The sequence below is a fragment of the Uruburuella testudinis genome, from assembly GCF_022870865.1.
In the GTDB taxonomy this organism is placed as follows: domain Bacteria; phylum Pseudomonadota; class Gammaproteobacteria; order Burkholderiales; family Neisseriaceae; genus Neisseria; species Neisseria testudinis.
Genome location: NZ_CP091508.1, coordinates 1,008,247 through 1,029,332 on the forward strand (window position 1 = coordinate 1,008,247; position 21,086 = coordinate 1,029,332).

General features: G+C 51.4%; 21 protein-coding genes. 10 read left to right on the forward strand and 11 right to left on the reverse strand.

Annotated features, from left to right (window positions below; translation table 11 throughout):
* The first annotated feature begins 1 nt into the window (after window position 1).
* Window positions 2-625: an ATP-dependent Clp endopeptidase proteolytic subunit ClpP gene (clpP, locus tag LVJ83_RS04545; RefSeq protein ID WP_244786747.1), complete on the forward strand. Its 624-nt coding sequence runs from the start codon at window positions 2-4 to the stop codon at window positions 623-625.
* A 456-nt stretch (window positions 626-1,081) separates the two neighbouring features.
* Here clpP and LVJ83_RS04550 read toward each other — a convergent pair whose 3' ends face one another.
* Window positions 1,082-1,561 carry an FKBP-type peptidyl-prolyl cis-trans isomerase gene (locus LVJ83_RS04550; protein ID WP_244786749.1) on the reverse strand — a complete coding sequence of 160 codons (480 nt, stop codon included), beginning with the start codon at window positions 1,559-1,561 and terminating at the stop codon, window positions 1,082-1,084.
* A gap of 487 nt (window positions 1,562-2,048) precedes the next feature.
* On the opposite strand from LVJ83_RS04550, the gene LVJ83_RS04555 reads away from it, so the two are divergent.
* The gene (locus tag LVJ83_RS04555) at window positions 2,049-2,354 is read left to right on the forward strand and encodes a hypothetical protein (RefSeq protein ID WP_244787650.1); all 306 of its coding nucleotides are present in this window, start codon (window positions 2,049-2,051) and stop codon (window positions 2,352-2,354) included.
* A 159-nt stretch (window positions 2,355-2,513) separates the two neighbouring features.
* On the opposite strand, the gene LVJ83_RS04560 is transcribed toward LVJ83_RS04555, so the two are convergent.
* Complete coding sequence (locus LVJ83_RS04560; protein ID WP_244786751.1) at window positions 2,514-2,726, reverse strand: hypothetical protein; 213 nt, start codon at window positions 2,724-2,726, stop codon at window positions 2,514-2,516.
* Between the two features lie 54 nt (window positions 2,727-2,780).
* Between LVJ83_RS04560 and LVJ83_RS04565 the strand changes: the two genes are divergently transcribed.
* The 6 genes from LVJ83_RS04565 to LVJ83_RS04590 all read left to right on the forward strand — a co-directional run bounded on the left by LVJ83_RS04565 (window position 2,781) and on the right by LVJ83_RS04590 (window position 10,461).
* A complete protein-coding gene (locus tag LVJ83_RS04565) occupies window positions 2,781-4,154 on the forward strand; it encodes an FAD-binding oxidoreductase (protein WP_244786753.1) in 1,374 nt (457 codons plus the stop codon).
* Between the two features lie 270 nt (window positions 4,155-4,424).
* Complete coding sequence (gene pflB, locus LVJ83_RS04570; protein WP_244786755.1) at window positions 4,425-6,707, forward strand: formate C-acetyltransferase; 2,283 nt, start codon at window positions 4,425-4,427, stop codon at window positions 6,705-6,707.
* Window positions 6,708-6,833: 126 nt separating this feature from the next.
* Entirely contained in the window at window positions 6,834-7,631 is a 798-nt protein-coding gene (pflA, locus tag LVJ83_RS04575; protein WP_244786757.1) for a pyruvate formate lyase 1-activating protein, read from the forward strand.
* A gap of 168 nt (window positions 7,632-7,799) precedes the next feature.
* The gene (rnhA, locus tag LVJ83_RS04580) at window positions 7,800-8,237 is read left to right on the forward strand and encodes a ribonuclease HI (RefSeq protein WP_244786759.1); all 438 of its coding nucleotides are present in this window, start codon (window positions 7,800-7,802) and stop codon (window positions 8,235-8,237) included.
* 486 nt (window positions 8,238-8,723) lie between these two features.
* Entirely contained in the window at window positions 8,724-9,137 is a 414-nt protein-coding gene (locus LVJ83_RS04585; protein WP_244786761.1) for an HIT family protein, read from the forward strand.
* Between the two features lie 142 nt (window positions 9,138-9,279).
* Window positions 9,280-10,461 carry an LD-carboxypeptidase gene (locus LVJ83_RS04590; protein ID WP_244786763.1) on the forward strand — a complete coding sequence of 394 codons (1,182 nt, stop codon included), beginning with the start codon at window positions 9,280-9,282 and terminating at the stop codon, window positions 10,459-10,461.
* 239 nt (window positions 10,462-10,700) lie between these two features.
* Here the strand turns inward: LVJ83_RS04590 and LVJ83_RS04595 are convergent, their stop codons facing one another.
* Entirely contained in the window at window positions 10,701-11,231 is a 531-nt protein-coding gene (locus LVJ83_RS04595; RefSeq protein ID WP_244786765.1) for a hypothetical protein, read from the reverse strand.
* Window positions 11,232-11,405: 174 nt separating this feature from the next.
* Between LVJ83_RS04595 and LVJ83_RS04600 the strand changes: the two genes are divergently transcribed.
* On the forward strand, window positions 11,406-11,561 hold the full coding sequence (locus LVJ83_RS04600) for a hypothetical protein (protein WP_244786767.1): 156 nt from the start codon (window positions 11,406-11,408) through the stop codon (window positions 11,559-11,561).
* A 139-nt stretch (window positions 11,562-11,700) separates the two neighbouring features.
* Here LVJ83_RS04600 and LVJ83_RS04605 read toward each other — a convergent pair whose 3' ends face one another.
* The 3 genes from LVJ83_RS04605 to LVJ83_RS04615 all read right to left on the reverse strand — a co-directional run bounded on the left by LVJ83_RS04605 (window position 11,701) and on the right by LVJ83_RS04615 (window position 15,527).
* Complete coding sequence (locus LVJ83_RS04605; RefSeq protein WP_244786769.1) at window positions 11,701-12,138, reverse strand: SMI1/KNR4 family protein; 438 nt, start codon at window positions 12,136-12,138, stop codon at window positions 11,701-11,703.
* Window positions 12,139-12,152: 14 nt separating this feature from the next.
* Window positions 12,153-14,987, reverse strand: coding sequence for a hemagglutinin repeat-containing protein (locus tag LVJ83_RS04610; RefSeq protein WP_244786771.1), 2,835 nt, complete (start codon window positions 14,985-14,987; stop codon window positions 12,153-12,155).
* Window positions 14,988-15,131: 144 nt separating this feature from the next.
* Window positions 15,132-15,527: a hypothetical protein gene (locus LVJ83_RS04615; protein ID WP_244786773.1), complete on the reverse strand. Its 396-nt coding sequence runs from the start codon at window positions 15,525-15,527 to the stop codon at window positions 15,132-15,134.
* A gap of 426 nt (window positions 15,528-15,953) precedes the next feature.
* On the opposite strand from LVJ83_RS04615, the gene LVJ83_RS04620 reads away from it, so the two are divergent.
* On the forward strand, window positions 15,954-16,154 hold the full coding sequence (locus tag LVJ83_RS04620) for a DUF6900 domain-containing protein (protein ID WP_244786775.1): 201 nt from the start codon (window positions 15,954-15,956) through the stop codon (window positions 16,152-16,154).
* Window positions 16,155-16,186: 32 nt separating this feature from the next.
* Here the strand turns inward: LVJ83_RS04620 and LVJ83_RS04625 are convergent, their stop codons facing one another.
* The 5 genes from LVJ83_RS04625 to LVJ83_RS04645 all read right to left on the reverse strand — a co-directional run bounded on the left by LVJ83_RS04625 (window position 16,187) and on the right by LVJ83_RS04645 (window position 21,086).
* Complete coding sequence (locus LVJ83_RS04625) at window positions 16,187-16,972, reverse strand: DNA adenine methylase (RefSeq protein ID WP_244786777.1); 786 nt, start codon at window positions 16,970-16,972, stop codon at window positions 16,187-16,189.
* 89 nt (window positions 16,973-17,061) lie between these two features.
* Window positions 17,062-17,244, reverse strand: coding sequence for a Com family DNA-binding transcriptional regulator (locus tag LVJ83_RS04630; protein ID WP_244786779.1), 183 nt, complete (start codon window positions 17,242-17,244; stop codon window positions 17,062-17,064).
* Between the two features lie 169 nt (window positions 17,245-17,413).
* Window positions 17,414-17,899 (reverse strand): hypothetical protein, encoded by a 486-nt coding sequence (locus LVJ83_RS04635; RefSeq protein ID WP_244786781.1) that lies wholly within the window; start codon window positions 17,897-17,899, stop codon window positions 17,414-17,416.
* The gene (locus LVJ83_RS04640; protein ID WP_244786783.1) at window positions 17,896-18,666 is read right to left on the reverse strand and encodes a DUF4376 domain-containing protein; all 771 of its coding nucleotides are present in this window, start codon (window positions 18,664-18,666) and stop codon (window positions 17,896-17,898) included. Before LVJ83_RS04640 ends, LVJ83_RS04635 begins: the two co-directional genes overlap by 4 nt.
* A gap of 41 nt (window positions 18,667-18,707) precedes the next feature.
* A complete protein-coding gene (locus tag LVJ83_RS04645) occupies window positions 18,708-21,086 on the reverse strand; it encodes a tail fiber protein (protein ID WP_244786785.1) in 2,379 nt (792 codons plus the stop codon).

The following is a 21,086-nucleotide window of genomic DNA, read 5'->3' on the forward strand; positions in this document are numbered from 1 at the left end:
TATGTTTCCCGAAATCGAAAACAACTATTTAGTGCCGACCGTGGTTGAACAAAGCGGCCGTGGCGAGCGCGCGTTTGATATTTATTCGCGCCTGCTGAAAGAGCGCATCATTTTCTTGGTGGGGCCGGTCAACGATCAAACAGCCAATTTGGTGGTGGCGCAATTATTGTTTTTGGAAAGTGAAAATCCCGATAAGGATATTTTCCTCTATATCAACTCACCGGGTGGCTCGGTAACGGCCGGCATGTCGATTTACGACACCATGAATTTTGTGAAGCCTGATGTGTCAACCTTGTGCCTCGGCCAGGCGGCCAGTATGGGCGCGTTTTTGCTTTCGGCGGGCACCAAAGGCAAACGTTTCGCACTGCCCAACAGCCGCATCATGATCCACCAGCCGCTCATCAGCGGCGGCTTGGGCGGCCAGGCCTCGGATATCGAAATCCATGCGCGTGAATTGTTGAAAATCAAAGAAAAGCTCAATCGTTTGCTGGCCAAACATTGCGACCGCGATTTGGCCGATTTGCAACGTGATACCGATCGCGATAATTTTATGTCTGCCGAAGAGGCGCAAGCCTACGGTTTGATTGATCAGGTATTGGAAAGCCGCGACAGCATCAAGGCATAATGGTTGCAGCATATACCCATTCATGAAAATAACCTGATTGCGCCGATTTTCTCGCCTTACGCCCTATGGTGTGCATGGTCGTTTGCTTGCCGCTTCTCCGGCTTGCTTTCCGGCCTGCTTTGATGAATGGGTATGAAATCATGGATGAAGGCCGTCTGAAACTTTTGGTTTTCAGACGGCCTTTTGGTTTCAGACGGCCTTTTGATGAGATGATAGGCTGGAAGCCTGATGCTGATTCAAAAAATCAACCGGCAAGGGCAGGGCGATGCCATCAGATAGATTTTTCGAATGAACTATAGGATATCCTGACAATTCGTTTACGGGTGCTTTCCGCTTCTGAAAACGCATCTGCTGCGTTAAAAAGCCTCGCAAAATATCCGAGCTTACTGCATTTTTTTGCAGGGTATCTGCAATTTCAGGAGCAAAAATCCCTTTATAAACGACGCATCAGGAATCTTAGTGGTGGTGACCGTGCGGGCCGTGGGCGTGACCGTGGGTAATTTCATCAGCGCTGGCTTCACGCACGCTGTCAACTGTGGCTTTAAAGCGGATTTTCATGCCGGCTAACGGGTGGTTGCCGTCTACTACGGCTTTGCCGTCGGCCACATCGGTTACGCGGTACACCAATACATCGCCGGTTTCGGGGTCGTCGGCTTCAAACATCATGCCGGCTTCAACTTCTACCGGGAACACGTTAACATCTTCGATGCGCACCAATTCAGGATCTTGCTCGCCGAAAGCATCATCGGGCGCCAGCACCACATCCACCGTTTCGCCCACTTCTTTGCCGTGCAAAGCTTCTTCTACCAGCGGGAAAATACCGTCATAACCGCCGTGCAGATAAGCAATCGGTTGTTCGGTTTTGTCGATCAGCTGATCGTTGGCATCAAACATTTCATAGTGAAGGGTAACGACAGAATTTTTTGCAATGGCCATGTAATAGGTCCTTTATTTGTGGAAATGGTGGTTTATTGTAGCATAGGCCGGCATGGCAATGCGGCTAAACTTATGGTGCGGCGGCGGCAGATTGGTAAAGAAATAATATGAATTTTTTAAGACAACGGTAGTAAATGTTGTTTTTTTGCAACTTTTGGGTTGGCAGGCTGAATGGCAGGCCGTTGAGGCGGGTAAATGTTTTTATTGTGATTTTATTTCTTAAATTTTTGAAATATTAGAATAAAATAAAAAATTCAAACAGCTTTTCAATCCGTTTCAGCAATTGAGCGTGAACTTATTATTCAAATCACATGCCTAAGCGTTATATTCTTGCTGAACTGTATACAGGTTTCGTTGCATTGGTTTAGGGCGTGCGGCATAATTGCTGACAGATTCAGTTATGAATTTCTGTGGTATATGACCGGGCTGTTTGGTGCGGTCAAATTAATTATTCTTAGTTTTGATCAAATAAGAGAAGGTATTGAAAATGAAAAAATCACTGTTTGCTGCTGCTTTGATGTCTCTGTTCCTGGCCGCTTGCGGTAACAACGCCGAGAAAGCCCAAGATGCTGCTTCTGCCGCTTCTGAAGCTGTTGTTGAAGCTGCTTCTGATGCTCAAGCTGCTGCTTCTGATGCCGTTGAAGCTGCTTCTGAAGCCAAAGCTGATGCTCAAGAAGCTGTAGCCGAAGGTTCTAAAGATGCTTCTGCTGCTGTTGCTGAAGCCGCTTCTGCTGCTACTGCTGCTGCTTCTGCCGTTGAAACTGCTACTGAAGCTGCTTCTGCTGCAAAATAATCATATTCTGCTGAATATGTGACAAAAGCAGGATACGTTAACGTATCCTGCTTTTGCTTTATACTGAGCCTCGCGCTTGAAATTTATTTGCGGCCCATTCATTCGACAAAATAACCTAACCGCATCGGCTCATTCGGGCTCCGAGGAGACCGGCTTTGCTCAAGCATGATGCGCCAAGCCGACCGGCCCCATATGTGTGCGCCGCCTTATTGGCTGACGTTTATGAATGGGTTTAGGTATCCTGACCATTCGATTGACGAATGTATTTTGCTCCTGAAAACGCATCTGCTGTGTAAAAAGCCTCACAAGATGTTCAATCTTGCTGCGTTTTTTGCCTTGCATTTGCATTTTCAGGAACAAAAATCCTCTCATAAACAACACATCAGGACACCCTAGAAGGCTTAATAACTGGAGCATACGGAAAATATGACAGGGCAGGATTTGAAGCAGGCGCTTGCGGCATTTTTGTCGGAAAGCGAAATTGTGGCAGACGGGCAGCCGTTTTTAATCGATCAGCGCCGCCGTTATACCGGTAAGGCCGATGCGGTGGTACAGCCCGACAGTGTAGAAAAAGTGCAGGCGCTGATGCGGTTTTGTTTTGAGCACGGCATCGCGGTTACGCCGCAGGGCGGCAATACCGGTTTGTGCGGTGCAGCTGTGCCTGACGGCGGGGTGTTGTTGAATCTAAGCCGGCTGAACCGTATCCGCAGCGTTGATTTGGCGGACAATGCGATAACCGTCGATGCCGGCGCAGTGCTGCAAAATGTGCAGCAGGCAGCCGCAGCCGCGGGACGTTTGTTTCCCTTGAGCCTGGCCAGTGAAGGTTCATGCCAGATCGGCGGTAATATTGCGTGTAATGCGGGCGGGTTGAATGTGTTGCGCTACGGCACGATGCGTGATTTGGTATTGGGTTTGGAAGTGGTGCTGCCCGATGGCGGGTTGATGTCGCATTTGCAGCCGTTGCATAAAAATACCACCGGTTATGATTTGCGCCATTTGTTTATCGGCAGCGAGGGCACGCTCGGCATTATTACCGGGGCAACACTGAAGCTGTTTGCGCAGCCGCAAACCACTGAAACCGCTTGGGTGGGGGTGGAAACCATCGAGCAGGCGGTTAGGTTGCTGACCTTAATGCAGGGGCGGTTTGCCGAGCGCTTGTGCAGCTTTGAGCTGGTGAGCCGTTTTGCTTTAACGCTGTCATCAGCATTCAGCCGTTTGAGCGTGCCTGTTGAGGCAGAATGGCATGTGCTGCTTGATTTGACCGATTCGGTTGCCCGCGATGATTTGGGTGAATTGCTGGCCGAGTTTTTGTTTGAGTGCGGTTTTGAAAATGCCGTGTTGGCGCAATCGGAAACGGAAAGGCTGAATTTGTGGACGTTGCGTGAAAATATTTCGGCTTCACAACGTCAGCTGGGCGCCAGTATCAAGCATGATATTGCGGTGCCGATTGCCCGGGTGGCTGAGTTTGTCGACCGCTGTGCGCCGGCATTGCAGGCGGCGTTTGCAGATATACAAATTGTGGTGTTCGGCCATTTGGGCGACGGCAGTTTACATTACAACACTTTTCTGCCGGAGGTGCTTGGTAATGAGGTGTATCAGTATGAAGATGCGGTTAATGCACTGGTGTATGAGCATGTGCTGGCTTGCGGCGGCACGATTGCTGCCGAGCACGGCATCGGGCAGGTTAAAAACCAATGGCTGCCGCGTGTGCGCAGCGAAGCGGAAATCGCCCTGATGCGGGCGGTAAAAGCCCAGCTTGATCCGCATAATATATTGAATGCAAATAAGTTGTTGCCATAAAGTGGCATAAGGGCATAAGATAAGGCCGTCTGAAAGCCATTGTGGTTTCAGACGGCCTTGGCTTTATTAAAAGCGTATATTCAGTTCCATTTTACTCCGTTGAAATAAATTTTCCAGCAGATTTTCAGACTACATTTTATTTCATGACTTAAGTCAAAATAGTAATTTTATTTCTCTAAAATGCTTACTTATCCTAAAAAATAAGTGCTATCCTACCCATACAAATTTCTTCTTCTATATTTTTTAGCTTAACCAAAACAGGAGTTTATTATGGCTACCACCGCACAAGAGCGTTCCACTGCATGGTCCGGCTTTCAGCCGGGCGATTGGGAGAACGGTGTAAACGTACGCGATTTTATTCAAAAAAATTACACCCCTTATGAAGGTAACGGCGATTTTCTGGCGCCCGCCACCGAAGCGACCACCACGTTGTGGAATAATGTGATGGAAGGCATCAAGGTTGAAAACCGTACCCATGCGCCTTATAAAATCGATTCGCAAATCGTATCCGGCATTAACAGCCACGCCGCCGGCTATATCGATAAAGATTTGGAAACCATTGTCGGCCTGCAAACCGATGAGCCGCTCAAACGTGCGATTATGCCTTACGGCGGCCTGAAAATGGTGATGGATTCCTGCAAAATCTACGAAAGCCCCTTGAATCAGGAAGTGGTTAAAGCGTTTACCGAATACCGTAAAACCCATAACCAAGGCGTGTTTGACGTTTACACCCCCGATATCCGCCGCTGCCGAAAATCCGGTGTGCTGACCGGCTTGCCCGATGCTTATGGCCGCGGTCGTATTATCGGCGACTACCGCCGCGTGGCGCTTTACGGTATCGACTTTTTGATGGCCGATAAAGTGGCGCAGTTCAATTCTTTGCAAGCCGATTTGGAAGCCGGCAAAAACTTGGAAGAAACTATTCGCCGCCGTGAAGAAATCAACGACCAACACAAAGCGCTCGGCCAAATGAAAGAAATGGCCGCCCGCTACGGTTTTGATATTTCACGCCCGGCCGCCAATGCCCGCGAAGCTGTGCAATGGACTTATTTCGGCTATCTGGCAGCAGTAAAATCGCAAAACGGCGCAGCCATGTCGTTCGGCCGTGTGGCTACTTTCCTCGATATTTATATCGAACGTGACCTGAAAGCCGGTACACTTACTGAAAGCGAAGCGCAAGAGCTGATCGACCATTTGGTGATGAAGCTGCGTATGGTGCGCTTTTTGCGTACGCCCGAATATGACGAACTGTTTTCAGGCGACCCGATTTGGGCCACCGAATCTATCGGCGGTATGGGCTTGGACGGCCGCACGCTGGTTACCAAAAACAGCTTCCGCTTCCTGCACACGCTTTACAACATGGGCCCGTCTCCCGAGCCGAACATTACTGTGTTGTGGTCTGAGCAACTGCCGGAAGGTTTCAAACACTTCTGTGCCAAAGTATCCATCGATACATCGTCTATCCAATATGAAAACGATGATTTGATGCGCCCCGATTTTGAAAGCGACGATTACGCCATTGCCTGCTGCGTGAGCCCGATGGTTGTCGGCAAACAAATGCAGTTTTTCGGCGCCCGTGCCAATCTGGCCAAAACCATGCTCTACGCTATCAACGGCGGTATTGATGAAAAATCCAAAGAGCAGGTCGGCCCGAAAACCGAGCCGATTTTAGATGAAGTGTTGGATTACGACACTGTGTTGAACCGCATGGACAATTTCATGGATTGGCTGGCAACCCAATACGTAACCGCGTTGAATATTATCCACTATATGCATGATAAATATTCATACGAAGCCGCGCTGATGGCTTTGCACGACCGTGATGTGAAACGCACCATGGCTTGCGGTATTGCCGGTTTGTCGGTGGCTGCCGACTCGCTGTCTGCCATCAAATATGCCAAAGTGCGCCCGGTGCGTGATGAAAACAACATTGCGGTAGACTTTGAAATCGAAGGCGAATATCCGCAATTCGGTAACAACGATGATCGCGTAGATGATATTGCCTGCGATTTGGTTGAGCGCTTTATGAAAAAAGTGGCCACGCATCCGATGTACCGCAATGCCATCCCCACCCAATCTGTGCTGACCATCACTTCCAACGTGGTTTACGGCAAAAAAACCGGCAATACCCCTGACGGCCGCCGTGCAGGCGCACCGTTCGGCCCGGGTGCCAACCCGATGCACGGCCGCGATGTCAACGGTGCCGTGGCTTCGTTGAGCTCTGTAGCCAAACTGCCGTTTGAGTTTGCCAAAGACGGTATTTCCTACACCTTCTCGATTGTGCCGGGCGCGCTGGGTAAAGACGAAACTTCACGCGAGAAAAATCTGGCCGGCTTGATGGACGGTTATTTCCACCACGAAGGTGGCGTAGAAGGCGGCCAGCACTTGAATGTTAACGTGCTCAACCGTGAAATGCTGATTGAAGCGATGAACGACCCCGAGCTGTATCCGCAGCTGACCATCCGCGTTTCAGGCTATGCGGTGCGGTTTAACTCCCTCACCAAAGAGCAGCAGCAAGACGTGATTACCCGCACCTTTACCGCCAGCATGTAATCCGCCGGTAACGCTGCATCACAAAATGCCGGGTAGGTTTACCCGGCATTTCTTTTCACAAAATTTTTCAGACGGCCTATGCTGTATAATAGTTCTTCTGAAAACAACACAATACGCACACAAACTATGCAAACTCATACCATTCACCCGGCCGAATCTGCCGACGGTCACCGGCATTATCACGGCAAAGGCATTGTGCATTCTATCGAAAGCTGCGGCACGGTCGACGGGCCCGGCTTACGTTTCGTGCTGTTTATGCAAGGTTGCTTGATGCGCTGCCTGTATTGCCACAACCGCGATACATGGGATATGCGCACCGAGCAAGCGCAAGTGCTTACGGTAGAGCAGGTGATGAAGCAAGTGATTTCCTACCGCCATTACCTGCGGGCAACTGGCGGAGGCGTAACCGCAACAGGGGGCGAGCCGTTACTGCAATACGAGTTTATCCGCGACTGGTTTGCCGCCTGCCATGAAAACGGCATTCATACCTGCCTCGATACCAACGGCTATGCCCTGCATTACGATGCCATTCTCGACAGCTTGATTGATCACACCGATTTGGTGATGCTCGATTTAAAACAAATCGACCCCGAAATCCATAAAGTGCTGGTCGGCATTCCCAACACCAAAACCCTGCGTTTCGCCCGTTATCTGGCCGAACGGCAACAGCCTACGCGCGTGCGCTTTGTGATTGTGCCGGGCTATACCGATGATGACCGCTCCGCACACCTGTTGGGCGAATTTATCGGCGACATGGAAAACATCGAAACCGTCGAGCTGCTGCCGTATCATGAATTAGGCGCGCACAAATGGGAATTGTGCGGCGATGAATACAAACTCAAAGGCGTACATCCGCCTCCGAAAGATACCGTGCTGCATATTAAAGAAATTTTGGAAGGCTACGGCAAAAACATCATTTATTGAGCCGGCTTGATTTTTCAGCAAGGCAACAAAATAAGGATAAGGCCGTCTGAATAATATTTTTCAGACGGCCTTATCCTTATTTCAAACAGCCAACCGGCAACGCCGCCGGATTATTTTTTGAATAGGTTATGCTATCATGCGCCCCTATTGTTAAAGGAAGCCGATATCATGGAACCCACTGTTTACCTTTATACCGACGGCGCATGCAAAGGCAACCCCGGTGCGGGCGGGTGGGGCGTGTTGATGCGTTACGGCAGCCACGAAAAAGAGCTGTATGGCGGTGAGGCCGACACCACCAATAACCGCATGGAGCTGATGGCGGTCATCGAAGGCCTGAAAGCCTTGAAACGCCGTTGCCGTGTGCAAATCTGCACCGATTCGCAATATGTGAAAAACGGTATGGAAAGCTGGATACACGGCTGGAAGAAAAACGGCTGGAAAACCGCTGCCAAAAAACCGGTTAAAAACGAAGATTTGTGGAAAGCGCTGGATGCGTTGGTGAGCGCCCATGATGTGCACTGGACATGGGTAAAAGGCCACGCCGGCCATGCAGAAAATGAAAAGGCTGATGCGCTGGCCAATAAAGGCGCGGCCCGCTTTATTTGAAATAGCCGTTTATTCGGCCGCTTCGTGCGGCTGTTCTGTTTCCGGTTGCCGCTATTTAAGAATCACGGGAAACTCTGCCGGCGGCTGATACCTTTTACAAAAGTAAGCTGACCAAGCAGCGGGCTGAAGGCTGTACAGGGCTGGGGTGTCCTGATGTATCATGTATCATCATCTTTTTTACGCTAAAAGCACATCTGCTGTATTAAAAAGCTTCGCAAGATGTCTAACTTTGCTGCGTTTTTTGCCTTACATCTGCCCTTTTATCACAAGAAATCTGAATCATTCTGAATGGTTAGAGCACCCCAGCGAAACCATTTCTGTTCAAACACCGGCGAGCCAACGCGGTTAGCTTGTTTTTATGAATGGGTATGAAATGTGAGCAGAGCTTTAATTTAAAATTAAGTTAAAAGGCCGTCTGAAAGCGTTTTCAGACGGCCTGATACATTAAAATAAGCCCTTATTGTATTTCTTTGAAAAGGTTTTTTCATGAATGATTGCCCGATTTGTCAGGCGCAAAACGAAGAAATATTGTGGCAAAATGACCGCTTGCGCGTGATTGCCGTGCATAACGAAGCCCAAGCGCCCGCATTTTGCCGGGTTATCTGGCAGGCGCATGTTGCAGAAATGACTGATTTGGCGGCAGCCGAACGTGATGAAATTATGCAGGCGGTATACCGTGTGGAAGCTGCTATGCGGCAAGTGTTCCATCCGGCCAAAATCAATTTGGCCAGCCTGGGCAATGTGGTGCCGCATCTGCATTGGCATGTGATTGCCCGCTTTGACGATGATGCTCATTTTCCCGCACCGATTTGGGCGCCTGCACAGCGGCAGGCGGCGATGATGCTGCCTGAAAACTGGCCGCAGCAAATCAAGCAGATTCTGGAAACAGAGGCCGTCTGAACAGCTGCCGAAGCCAGCTCTGGTAAGGTAAATCGAATGTGTTTTCAAGCATTTGCCGACATGGCAGGTTTGACAGAGCAACTCCATCCGCTTCATATCCGAATGGTTGGTAAACTTGCCAACCGAAATCATAAGGAAACCTATGACTTGGCAACCCTCCCGCCGCGCATTTCTGCGTACATCCGCCGCTGTTGCCGGTGCAGGCTTGTTACAGGCCTGCGGCAGCACACAGCAACCGCCTCTAACCCCCACCAAGACCCAGCCCGTGCCGCCTAAAAGAACCCAACCCGCCCGTCAGGGCGATAATGTTTTACGCGTTGTCGCCCCATCCGGCTTTGCCGATAACAGCAGCCGTGTTGAAGCCGGCCTGACCCGTTTGTATCACGCCGGTTTCACGGTAACCAATCAGCAGGCAGGTTACCGCCGCTATCAGCGTTTTGCCGGCAGCGATGCCGAACGTTTGGCTGATTTCCAAGATGTGGCCAGCGGCCGAGTGGTCACGCCGAAAGTGTTGATGGGGCTGCGCGGCGGTTATGGTGCGGTACGCCTGTTGTCGCAGATTGATTTCGCCGGCCTGGGCGCACGCATGCGCGAGCGAGGTACATTGTTTTTCGGCTTCAGCGATGTCTGCGCCATCCAACTGGCCTTGCTGGCAAAAGGCAATATGAGCAGCTTTGCCGGGCCGATGGTGTATAGCGAATTCGGCAAACCCCAGCCCAGCACTTATACCATGGATTCATTTATCAGCGGCAGCACCAATCCGCAGCATACCTTGATGGTTGCTGAGATTCAGCGGCGTGAGGTCAATGTAGAGGGCACATTGTGGGGCGGCAATCTGAGCGTGCTGGCATCGCTGGCCGGCAGCCCGTATCTGCCCGATGTGCCGGGCGGTATTTTGTTTCTCGAAGATGTGGGCGAGCAGCCTTACCGCATCGAGCGCATGTTGCAAACGCTGTATTTGGCGGGCGTGTTATCAAAGCAGCAGGCGATTATCTTCGGTGATTTCCGTATGGGCACCATCCGTGATGTGTATGACAGCAGCTATAATTTCAGCGCAGTAGTCAACACCATTCAGCGGGTGGCAAGAGTGCCGGTGCTTACCGGTTTTCCGTTCGGCCATATTACCAACAAGGCAACGTTTCCATTAGGTGCGCAAGCGCAAATCCGCAGCAGCAGCAATGGCGGGTATTCGGTCAGCTTTAGCGGCTATCCCACTTTGAATGCCGCTTCACTTTCATTAGATACTTTATTGCCGCCGCCGGTAACGTTTGATTCGTTCGGCAGCGGCTTTGGCGGCGTGGTGGAAGATACCGTGATCGAATAGAGCTGCCGTGTTTTCGAATCTTGCTGTATCGGATAGGTTCGGCAATGCTTTAATAAAACGATTAAACTGCGCATTGATTCTTTTTCAGGCCGTCTGAATGATGGATCGGTATCGGTAAATCTTTCAGACGGCCTGAAGCTTTGGCAAAACATGTTTTCAGCCTGAAAGCAGGCCGATCCTGCTTATTTCTGCCTTGCCGAAATGGCACCCCATTCACAAAAATAAGGCCTATTGGACATTTAGGATAATAGGCCTACATTCATCATTCCCCGCATTTGTCCTGCCAAATAAGGGTCATTTATTACTGCATAATTGTAGGCAGCATTCCAATCTTTGATATCCACCACAATAGCTTTTGCTGTTGCACTGCCTTGTTGAGTGGGATTGTACAGATACAAAGGCGTAATGCCGTATGAATCAACCTGCAGTTGGCCATTGTCTTTGATACTGTTCCAAGTAGATGCAGGAAGATTTTTGACACCGTCAATAATATCTTGCACACCTTGCCCGGCTCCGATGGCTTCGCCAGTTTGTTGACCTGCCAAATATTGATTGGCTTTTTCAGGGCTGTTTGGATACAGCTGTTGTGCATTTCTGAATTGCGCACGATCTCCGGCAAAGCGCCCCGAGAAGTCACCGCTATCATTATTCTCCACCGCATTCTGCCCAATCACTCCCGAAATCTGCGCATTCAACGCCGCTCCGTTATCTCCCGTTGCACCCACCAAAGCCGCAATCACGCCCGTGGTGGATTTGATTTCGTCTTTCACGCTTTCGGGTAATAGGTTGGGATTGAACTCACCCGTTTGCGGGTCGATGGCGGTTTGACCGTCGTTATACTGCTGCGACAGGTATTGTGCGGCTTTTTCAGCGGCTACGGCTGCGCTGCCGCCACTGAGTGCATTCCCGCCGTTGATGTAGGCCAGGGTTGCGCCTAAGGCGAAATGGCTGACTGCTTGGGCGATTTCGTTTTTGTCGGCGCCGTGGCCGAATTGTCGGCCGATGGCGGCGGAGGCGTAGGGGGCGAGGGTGTTGGCGGCAACCTGTATATCGGTTTGGCCGCCGAGCGCGCCGGTAATCAGGGCGGAGGCGGCATTTAATGCGCAGCTGTTGCTGTTGATTTGACTGGATTGTTAAAGAATGAGGCCGTCTGAAAAGAAGAGTTTCAGACGGCCTGAGAATTGTGCATGTGATATAGGGCATAAACCCTAGGCACGCAGTTACGTTTGCTTGTTTTAGTTATTGAGATAATAATTTATTGATGATGAAATCATTAAGATTGGATGCAATTTTAATTTTAGTTTCATGCCCTATTGCCCATATTTCCATATAGGGATGCTTATTTGTGTTCATAAAATAATTCATATCCATGCCATCACTAGAAATAGGAATAAATTTACTATCTTCCGTTCCAACTTGGTGATATTCACGTAGCCGCTTTGTTACCGTCACAACGTTTTGCCATAAAGGGGGAGTATCATTCGTGTGAATAGGCAACCCATATATTTCAATACCATTTCCAATCAAAGCCCCGAAGTTATATAGAAATTGCTTATATTCTTCAGGAAAAGAAACACCCAATTCATTTTCTGCGCTCATAACAGTATCTTCTGAAACAGCTCCAAATTTTTCACTTTGGGAATAGAATACTTGCAATAAGTTCTCAAAATCTATCATTCATATATTCCTTGTTAATTTTGAATTTTACCAGTATTCAACAATTCTTGATAACGTTGTTTCCAGTAAGTATTTGTATAGTTACTTTGACGTACAGGGTTTCCTGGACCTGGAATATGAAGAGGCCCTCCTGTTACGGTATCATATCTATTTTGTGAACGGGAAATTTCAATCATTTGTCCAGTCGTTCGTCCTACATGGTGTAAAACAACAGGCTCCCAATCACCTGAACTCCCTCTTACGAATGGGGCATTACCATTTTTCATTCGGGTAATGTTTTCTCTTGTTAGAGGAATATCAGTTCTTTGAATTACCAATTCACCTCTATGACGAGTTATCGCAGTCCATATCTGGCTATTTTTAAATGTAGTTCGTGCGCTATTAATAAATGCAAACTCATTCTCATTTAAACTACGGAAATCATGAAGAGAACTAGTATGGTTGGTTTGTTGTGAGGAATTGCTATTAATAGAATATGATTGATTAAAACGAGCAACATATTCAGCCTGACTCCTTCCTCTCGGCTGTGTTCTTAAAAATTCAGCAAATGCTCTCATTTGAGCAACTTCAGCAGAGGTAACAATTCCCCTGCCTTCGGAGTCTACATTTCTAGCTGTTGGAAATCCGTTGAAATTAGGAATAAATGAGCGGACTTGAGCAAATTGAAGATTGTACGCAGCAATGTTGAGGTCATTGCGTATTAATTGTGGCGTTCTAAACCCGCGCCCAGCCTGGTTGTTTTCAGCAGCATTCTGCCCAATCACTCCCGAAATCTGCGTATTCAACGCCGCACCGTTATCTCCCGTTGCACCCACCAAAGCCGCAATCACGCCCGTGGTGGATTTGATTTCGTCTTTCACGCTTTCGGGTAAGAGATTCGGATTGAATTCGCCCGTAACCGGGTCGATGGCAGTTTGACCGTCGTCGTATTGCCGGCTCAGATATGTTGCGGCTTTTTCGGCTGCAACCGCTGCCGATCCGCCGCTTAACGGGTCGCCGCTGTTAATATAGCTTAAGGTTGCGCCCAAGAGGAAGTGGCCGACCATTTGTGCGGCTTCGTTTTGGTTTTCTCCGTGGCCGAAGGTGTTGCCGATGGCGGCGGAGGCATAGGGAGACAGGGTGTTGGCGGCGGTTTGCAGGTTGGTTTGGCCGCCGAGTATGCCGGTGAGCAGGATGGTGCCTGCGTTCACTGCGCGGGATTTGCTGCCGCCTATGCCCCAGTTTTTGGCTTCGGTATCGGCATTGCGGTAGGCTTCGGATTCGCTGCTTAAAATGGTTTGGCGTTCGATGTCGCTCAGTTGGCTGAAAGCTTCGTAACTGCCGTCATTTTGGGCTTTCAGACGGCCTTCGTATTCCGCTTCGGCTTTAGCCCGCTCTTCGGCTGCTGCCTGTTGGCGGTTGCCGCTGAAGGTACGCGCTGCGGATACGATGTCTGCCGTTGCTTTCGCTACAATCTGCTGCTTCTCGGTAATCGCGGCCAAATCGGGCAGGGCGTTGACTGCTCTGTGGGCGCTGCTGCTGTCGCTGTTGATGCCCAATGCTTGGGTGGTGGTTTCTTGACCGCCGATATTCAGACGGCCTGCGCTGAGGGTGGCACGGGTAATGCTGCTGTCGCTGCCGCTTTCATATTGGGGCAGGGTCGGGCTGTAGCCGGGGCCTTGGCTTATGCTTTGGCCGGCTACGGCGGATGCTTGGCCGAGGGGGCTTTGTTGGAAGGCTTCGCTGCTGCTGAGCCCGCCGCCGTAGCCGCCGCTCAACCCCACATTCGTTGCTTTGTAGCTGCTGTGGTTTTGAATATCTTCAAAGGTCAGCGCGTTGGCGGTCAGCCCGTTATTCTCTTTCGCCGCGGTTGAGGCAATGGCGCCGCCTTTAAGGTGCACGCTGTCGGCGTTGATGTGGTAGCCGCCGTCGCCGGCAAACAGGCCGGATTGGGTGTGGACGGTATTGCTGCTGCCCGAGGCTTTGCTTTGGTTGAAATTGCCGGAAGCTTCCCAGGCGCTGCCGAGGGCGATTTGTATTCTGGCACCGGCGCCGCTTTGTTTGCTGGTTTGCGACAGCGTATCTTGCACGCTTTCGATATTCAGACGGCCTTTAACATCGGCATCGATGCGGTTGGCGGTCGCGGTGGCGCCTTTGAGGGCGGTATCGCCCCGGCTGTTGAGGCGGATATGGCCGGCGTTCAGCTCGGTGGGGTTGTGGCTGCCGGCATCGAGGCGCTGGCGGCCTTTGGTGGCGCCGGCTTCGGCGTAAACATAGACACCGGTTTGCGCGCCCACTGAAACACCGACACCGACCGATGCGCCGAAGCTGCTGTTTTTGCCGTCGCGGTGGCGGCTGCTGTGGCCGGATTCGAGGCTGATGTCTTTTGCCGAATCGAGGCTGAGGGTGCCGCCCGCGGTGGCGGCGGTGTGTTGCAGACGGATATTGCCCTCAGTCGATTGTAGTCTCAGATTGCCGCCGGCGCTGAGGGTGTTGCGCCGGCTGTCGGCATAGCTTTGGTTTTGGCTGGCATTGGCGGTTTTAAAGCCGACGCCGGCTTCGGCTTTGGCCAATACCGCACCCTGCTGCAAATCATCAGGGTTGGCGGCCACGCCGTTTTTAAGGGCATCGGCGGCAACTTTGGTATTGCGGGCGGCGGCATCGGTGACTTTGCCGACCGCATCGTAAAGCTGATAGCCCTGTGCGGCGGCGGCCATGCCCTGAAGGGCGCGGGTGCGGTCGCCGGCGTTGCTGTCGGCGGCATCTTCAACGGCATAGGCCAGCTCGATCAGCGGCGAAGACACTTTGGCAAAGGTGCCGATTTTAACGTCGCGCTCGGATTGGTGGCTGCTGCGGTTATAGGCCAGCACCACACAATGCTGCGGGCAGGGGGGGTCGAGGTCTTGTGCGGCGGTTCTTGGATTGTTAAGGAACGGGAGGCCGTCTGAAAGAGGTTTCAGGCGGCCTGAGAACGTGTGTGCTTCTTGCGGAATACACTCTACGCTTGGAGAAAATCAAGGGATTAAAATACTGCTGTTTTTCTCAGCACGTTCTTTCCATATCGGCCGCCATTCTTTTACTCGTTCGCGGTAAGGTTCATAAATGGGGCGGTCCGTAGGGAAATCGTCACGGATAAAGCGCTCTACATAATCAAAATCCAGCAATACGGCACGGGCGATACAGTTGCCCAGCCCTTCGTAGCCTTCAGTTGTGCGGTGGTTAGGAAACTCGCCGACAATTGGGTAGCTGCTTAAAAAGGTTGTTTCATCCGAGCTGGAGAAATAGCGGTTAACCAAATCGACACCACGTGCAAAAAAGTCAGCAACATAGGCTTTCGCATCGGGTAGGGTGTGTACCAGCTGTTGATAAATCATTACGTTATTATGGGCTTCGGGTGACAGAATCAGCATTCGGCAGGTCCATTTTGCTGGTTTGAATCCCTTAAAACTTTCTTTTCGAACTTTGTTAACCGATGTGTTATAAACCATAACGCTTGGTTCTGCAGATAAATGGAGTACCCAAGAAGGATCTATCCAAATTTCGGAATGATTTAATTCCTTATATTTGAATTTTTGCGCATGGTAATACCATCCTGGATATTGAGTAGCAATATCTTGGCAAATTTCAACAACATGAAGCCGCGCGAGATAAACCGCTTACTTCTGTGAGATATTTACCCTTAAAATCTGTTACACACAGCGCAACAAAGTTACAAATCCTGTCAAATTTCGGCAGGATTTTTTTCATTCACCCAAACATAGCACTACCATTGCTAGGTAAATCCGTGAAAGTACGGCATCATGTGTTCATTGAAAACGACACGCAGGGATTTGAAAATGGGCGCAACCAAGAGCCACAACCGCACTGCACCGGTAAGTCTGCTTGCAACCATCGCGGCCGAAGAACTTTTTATTGAAAACTTGCAAACACAAAACAGCGGCGCAGATTTCCACGAGGTATCCGTAGGGTGTGTCGCATCCGCATTAAAGGCGGCTTATGAAGCAGGCTACAAAGCTGCTCAATCGAAAAATAAATAATAAAAGGGACGCCAACGTCCCTTTTATTATGCCTACCAATTACAGATAACCAGCTCGCCGCTGGTTTTTTGCGTTTTATCGCGCCCCACACTATAGGCCAGCTCCAGCCGTTGAATCCGAAAATCTTTAAACAGCCCGCGGATGTCGGAATGGTCATTGATAGACAGCATGACCTTACCTTGTGCGGTGGCCATTACTTCGGCCAGTTGCTGATACTGCGACCAATCGAAAGCGCGGTCATAGCCTGCGGTTTGCCAATACGGCGGGTCGGCGTAGAAAAAGGTATGTGGGCGGTCGTATCGTTTGAAGCAACGTTGCCACGGCTCGTTTTCGATGTAGACACCGTTGAGCCGACGCTGGGCGGCTTTCAGACGGTCTGCAATATCTACAGCGGTGAAACCACGACCGGTTGTGGAGGTGCCGAAATGTTGGTCGGTCACTTTGCCGCCGAACGCGGTGTGCTGTAGGTAAAAGAATCTTGCTGCCCGTTGAATATCAGTCATGCTTTCGGGTGGTGTAGATTGCAGACGGGTGAATACTTCACGGCTGGTCAGCGCCCACTCGAATTGGCGCACAAACTCGTCAAAATGGTGCTGTACAATGCGGTAGAGGTTAATCAAGCCGCCGTTGAGATCGTTGAGCACCTCGGTCTTGGCCTTTTCGGGGCGCAGAAAAAACAGCGCTGCGCCACCTGCAAAAAGCTCTACGTAGCAGCAATGCTCGGGAAACATCGGAATCAGATGCTTGGCCAGGCGGCGTTTGCCGCCCATCCACGGCACCAACGGCTGCGGTTTTTGAGGTTGAGGTTTTAGTGTCATTTGCACTCCTATATATAGAGAGAAAACGGCACTCGAGGCGCTCTGGTTGGTTTTAAAACGTGGTTATCAGCTTTGCGGCAATCCGAGCCTTATAAGCGTTGGCTGCATCCACTGCGTCCTTTCGGGCTGGGATGCTCGGCATTCGTTGTTAAAGAGCTGAAACGGTTGATGGCTTTGCATCGTGGGCATTTGATTTCAAAGTTGCCCAAGCCGACAGCCAACAGTTTGGCGCAGCTTCGACACCGACACCGATTTTTGTAACTTTGTTGCATTTTTTTGTATGACTCCTGCGGTTAGTGATAAAATCCGCATCCCTCGCGAGGGAACGGTTAAAAAGGCTAACGCAGGCTGTGACTGCTGAAGCTGGCGCGGATGGGTGCTCGTAACACCGCCGCGCAGCCGTTTTATCTTGCTGCCCGCCGTTTCATACGGCGGGCTTTGCTATTGGCCGTGCGTTATCGGTGCGAGTGCCGATTGCAGTTTGGCTAAGCTGTTCGGGCTGTAGTGATGCGGGGCGGTATGGCCAAGTGCATAGGCACACCATTCACTGCAAAACCATTTATTGCGGCGGTGGCGGGTGCCGACAATCACACCCACGGCGCCGAGCCAGTCGTAACCGCGGCCGCGGGTACAACTGAAGACAAACTGTAAGCGTGTGTGGGCGGCAATGTCGCTCGGCAATGGGATTAAATCCCATTTTTCAGACGGCAGCGGCATGGTTTTACAGCGCACACCGCCGTCGCGGATAGAGCTGGAATAGCAATCCAAGAGGCCGTCTGAACGCTGTATTGAGATTTCGCAATGGCTGTACGGCCCCGCCGTCAGTAGGCGGGTGAGCCAGTCTGAAAAGCGGGCGATCAGGTCATAGGGGCGTTTGATGCTTTTGCGGCCTTTGTATAGTGCGAGATAGATTGTCGGGCGGGTCATGCTGCGGCCTCGTATGTGGCCGTCCAACCGCTGCTGTAGTCGTAATCGAGCGGCTCGGCAGCGGCAAGCATGGCGGCACGGTGGCGCTCGGCGTTGGTAAAGTCGGCCTGCTCATCGGTAAGCAACTTAATGGACAGCTCATCCAATAAAGTTTTGGTCATTTCGATAAAGCTGTTGTCCATCGTTTTCCACTGCATGCCGGGCGGCAACTCGGGCAGTGTGCGCATAAAGGTGTATTGCTGGCGGGTGGCATCATCGGTTTGAAACCACTTGCTTACGCTATCAAGATAGACACCGCCGCGCAGATTGGCATGGCGCTTGTTTTTGATGGCCTCCCAAACCGCTGCCTGCTCGGCTTCACGCTTTATATTTGCGTTGCCGGTGCTGATTTGCCAGCGGCCGTCTGCAAATGTGTGGTAATGGCTGGGGCGCGGCTCGGTTGTGTAGCCTTCGGGGTAGTTGCCGGGCTGCTCAATCAGCAGTGATTCACCCCCGGCGGTGCTGTATACCGTTTCGCCGCGGTGGTCGGGCAGGTATTGCCATGTTTCAGTGCCTACATCCCAAAATGCCAGTTTGCCGGGGCGCTCTTCAGGCGGTGTGGTGTCGATGCACATTGCCGGCAGCAGATAAACGCCGGCATCTGCTTCCATCGGGCTTAAATCGGCTTCTGCCCGGCCGGCATAGTAGCCATTTGCATCAAGTTGGCACACGGGTTTGGTGGCGGGGTATAGTGTTTCACCTGCGTTGGCGATGTCGTTTTCATTCACGGTGTTTTCCTTTGCTTACGGTTTCAGTTTTTCAGACGACCTTAAATTTTAATAACGGCCATTAATGCGATATTGCGCGGGCGGGTTTCGGCGCCGCCGTATGCTTTGATTTCGGCGGCATCCCCTGTACCTACTGCTTGCTCGGAGCCCGAGCCGCCGGCATCGCCACCGGTTAGGGAACCACTGTATGGTGGCCGCAGCATTTGATTGAAAATGCCGTTGGCGTGATTGTGACTTCGGACTTCATCAGCTTGTCGGCTTCCTAAAACGCGACTTTTATCGACACCCCTCCCATCGTCCCAGCCGCGCACAAATTCGCCGCGCAGGTCAGGCAGATTGAATGTGGTTGAGCCGTCGCCTGCGCCGTAGCGGGTGCCGATGGCGGCATATAAAGCGGCATAGGTGGTGCGCGATACTGCTGCGCCGTTGGCTTTGAGCCAGCCGGCAGGTGTGGTTGTGCCGGCGACAAAGGCAACAGTCCCGACCGGCGCAGCTCGAGCCGCTGCGTCGTAAGCAGCTTTGACGGCTTTGCTGGTTGCAAACTTGTTTGTATCGTTAAGATTGACTGCGTCGCTGCGGTCACGCCAAAGCACCACGCGTTGACCGTCATAGTGCAGCTCCCCCGCATCTTTAAGCGCCAAATATTTATTGCTGATCGGATTGTGCAAATAAATATCTGCGCTGCCCATTCCGATCACTGCCCATTCGTTTTTTGCAGAGCCTTTAAAGCGCAACCCTCCAGCAAAATCCCACCGCTGAAGTGCTGTTTTAATGCCATCAACAGTTTGATTGCCGGTAAGCTTGACCACTTGATTGTCATTGGCTTTGGCGCGATTCAGCGCAGCCACACTGATACCGGCAAAAGTGCCGTCCCCGGCCACGGATAAGGTTTGGTCGGTAAATTTATAAGTAAAACCGGCGCGGTTAGCGGGCACATCTAAAAATACCAATTGGTTGTTTATGCGATGCAGGCCGATACCGATGTTGTCGTTAAGCATTAGTGCACCATGATCGCCGAGCATGTTGATATGGCTGCGCCAGTTGTATAAAGATAAATTAGCCGCTCCGCTGATTTTGAGCTGGTTTGCAAAGGTTTTAATACCGGCGACAGTTTGATTGCCGCTGGTTTTAACGGTTTTGCCAAGCTCGGCGGTAACGGTATCCGCGTAACCGGCGTTATTACTGATTGCTGCGGCAAGCTCTTTCAATGTGTTGAGCGCAGCAGGAGCGTCATCAATCAATCCGTTGATGGCACCCGTCAGCTCGGCTTTAGTTGCCGCGTCAGTGATGCCGTAGCCCGATAATGTCGTAGCTTTATTTGCCTTTGGCGCAACGGCATCAGCAACATACGATTGATAGGCCACCGTCTCATTTTTATTAAGCGGCGGAAACCGGATATACAGGCTGCCGCCGCCGGAGGGCTTCGCAAACAAAAAATTCATACGCGGGTCACCGGCACCGGCCGGATTGACTTCAACCACCCACTTGCCGCCGTCATTTGTGGGCATCGCCAAACGCCCCCAATTATTATTGTTGATAGTGAGATAGCCGTTTAAGTCTTGGCTGCCGCTGTTGCCCAGCACATCAGTTTTATCGGCTTTTTCCTGTGCCAGTTTTTTACCCATCGCGGCGCTTAGTGCGGCCGTGAAGCTGTCGGATGTGAGCGTATTGGTCACTTCCCCTATAATGCGCCACGCTGAATAAACGCCCGCGCCGTCTGAATGGCGGATATACAACAGCTGCCAGTCATATGGGATATACAATTGAATGCCTTGATAAGCCGCCGGCATCACCAGCAGCGTGCCCGCTTTTTTGGCCGGATAGTTTAGCGCATCAGTCGCCCCGGCATTGCCGCCTTGATGCCAAACGCCGTAGCCTGCGGTGCCTTTAACATCATTGAGATTACGGCTACCGAGCGAGCCGCGCAGCTTAAACGCCTCGTCGCCGAGGCCGGCGATTAAATCGGCCAGCACTTTGCCTTGAGCCGCGGTGAGCGCTTTTGATTTGTCGGTGCTGGTGAGCGCATCGACAAGCATCACGATACCGGCCACGGTAGTGCTGGCTTTGTCGATGCTGTGGCTGTGGGTGCCGCTGATGGCCGCGTCGGTTGAGGTGGCGGTGATTTTACTGGGCTTGCCCATGCTCAACACACGGTTGGCCGACAAGTTGCCGCCACCGGTGAGACCTGCGCCAGCGGTGATGGCGGTGGCTTTGAGGGCAAATGCCTGTTCGGCAGCGGTTTTATTGCTGCCGATGCTGGCCACGGCTTTGGCCAGCTCGGTTTTAAGCCAGAGGGTGCGGCTGGCCAACTGGCGGGTTGGCTTATTGTCGATACCGTTTTCACCACCCATTACCGGGTCGGAGGTTTCCCATTGATAGATACCGGCTTCCCATGTCGCCGTTTCGCGTAAATTTGCCAT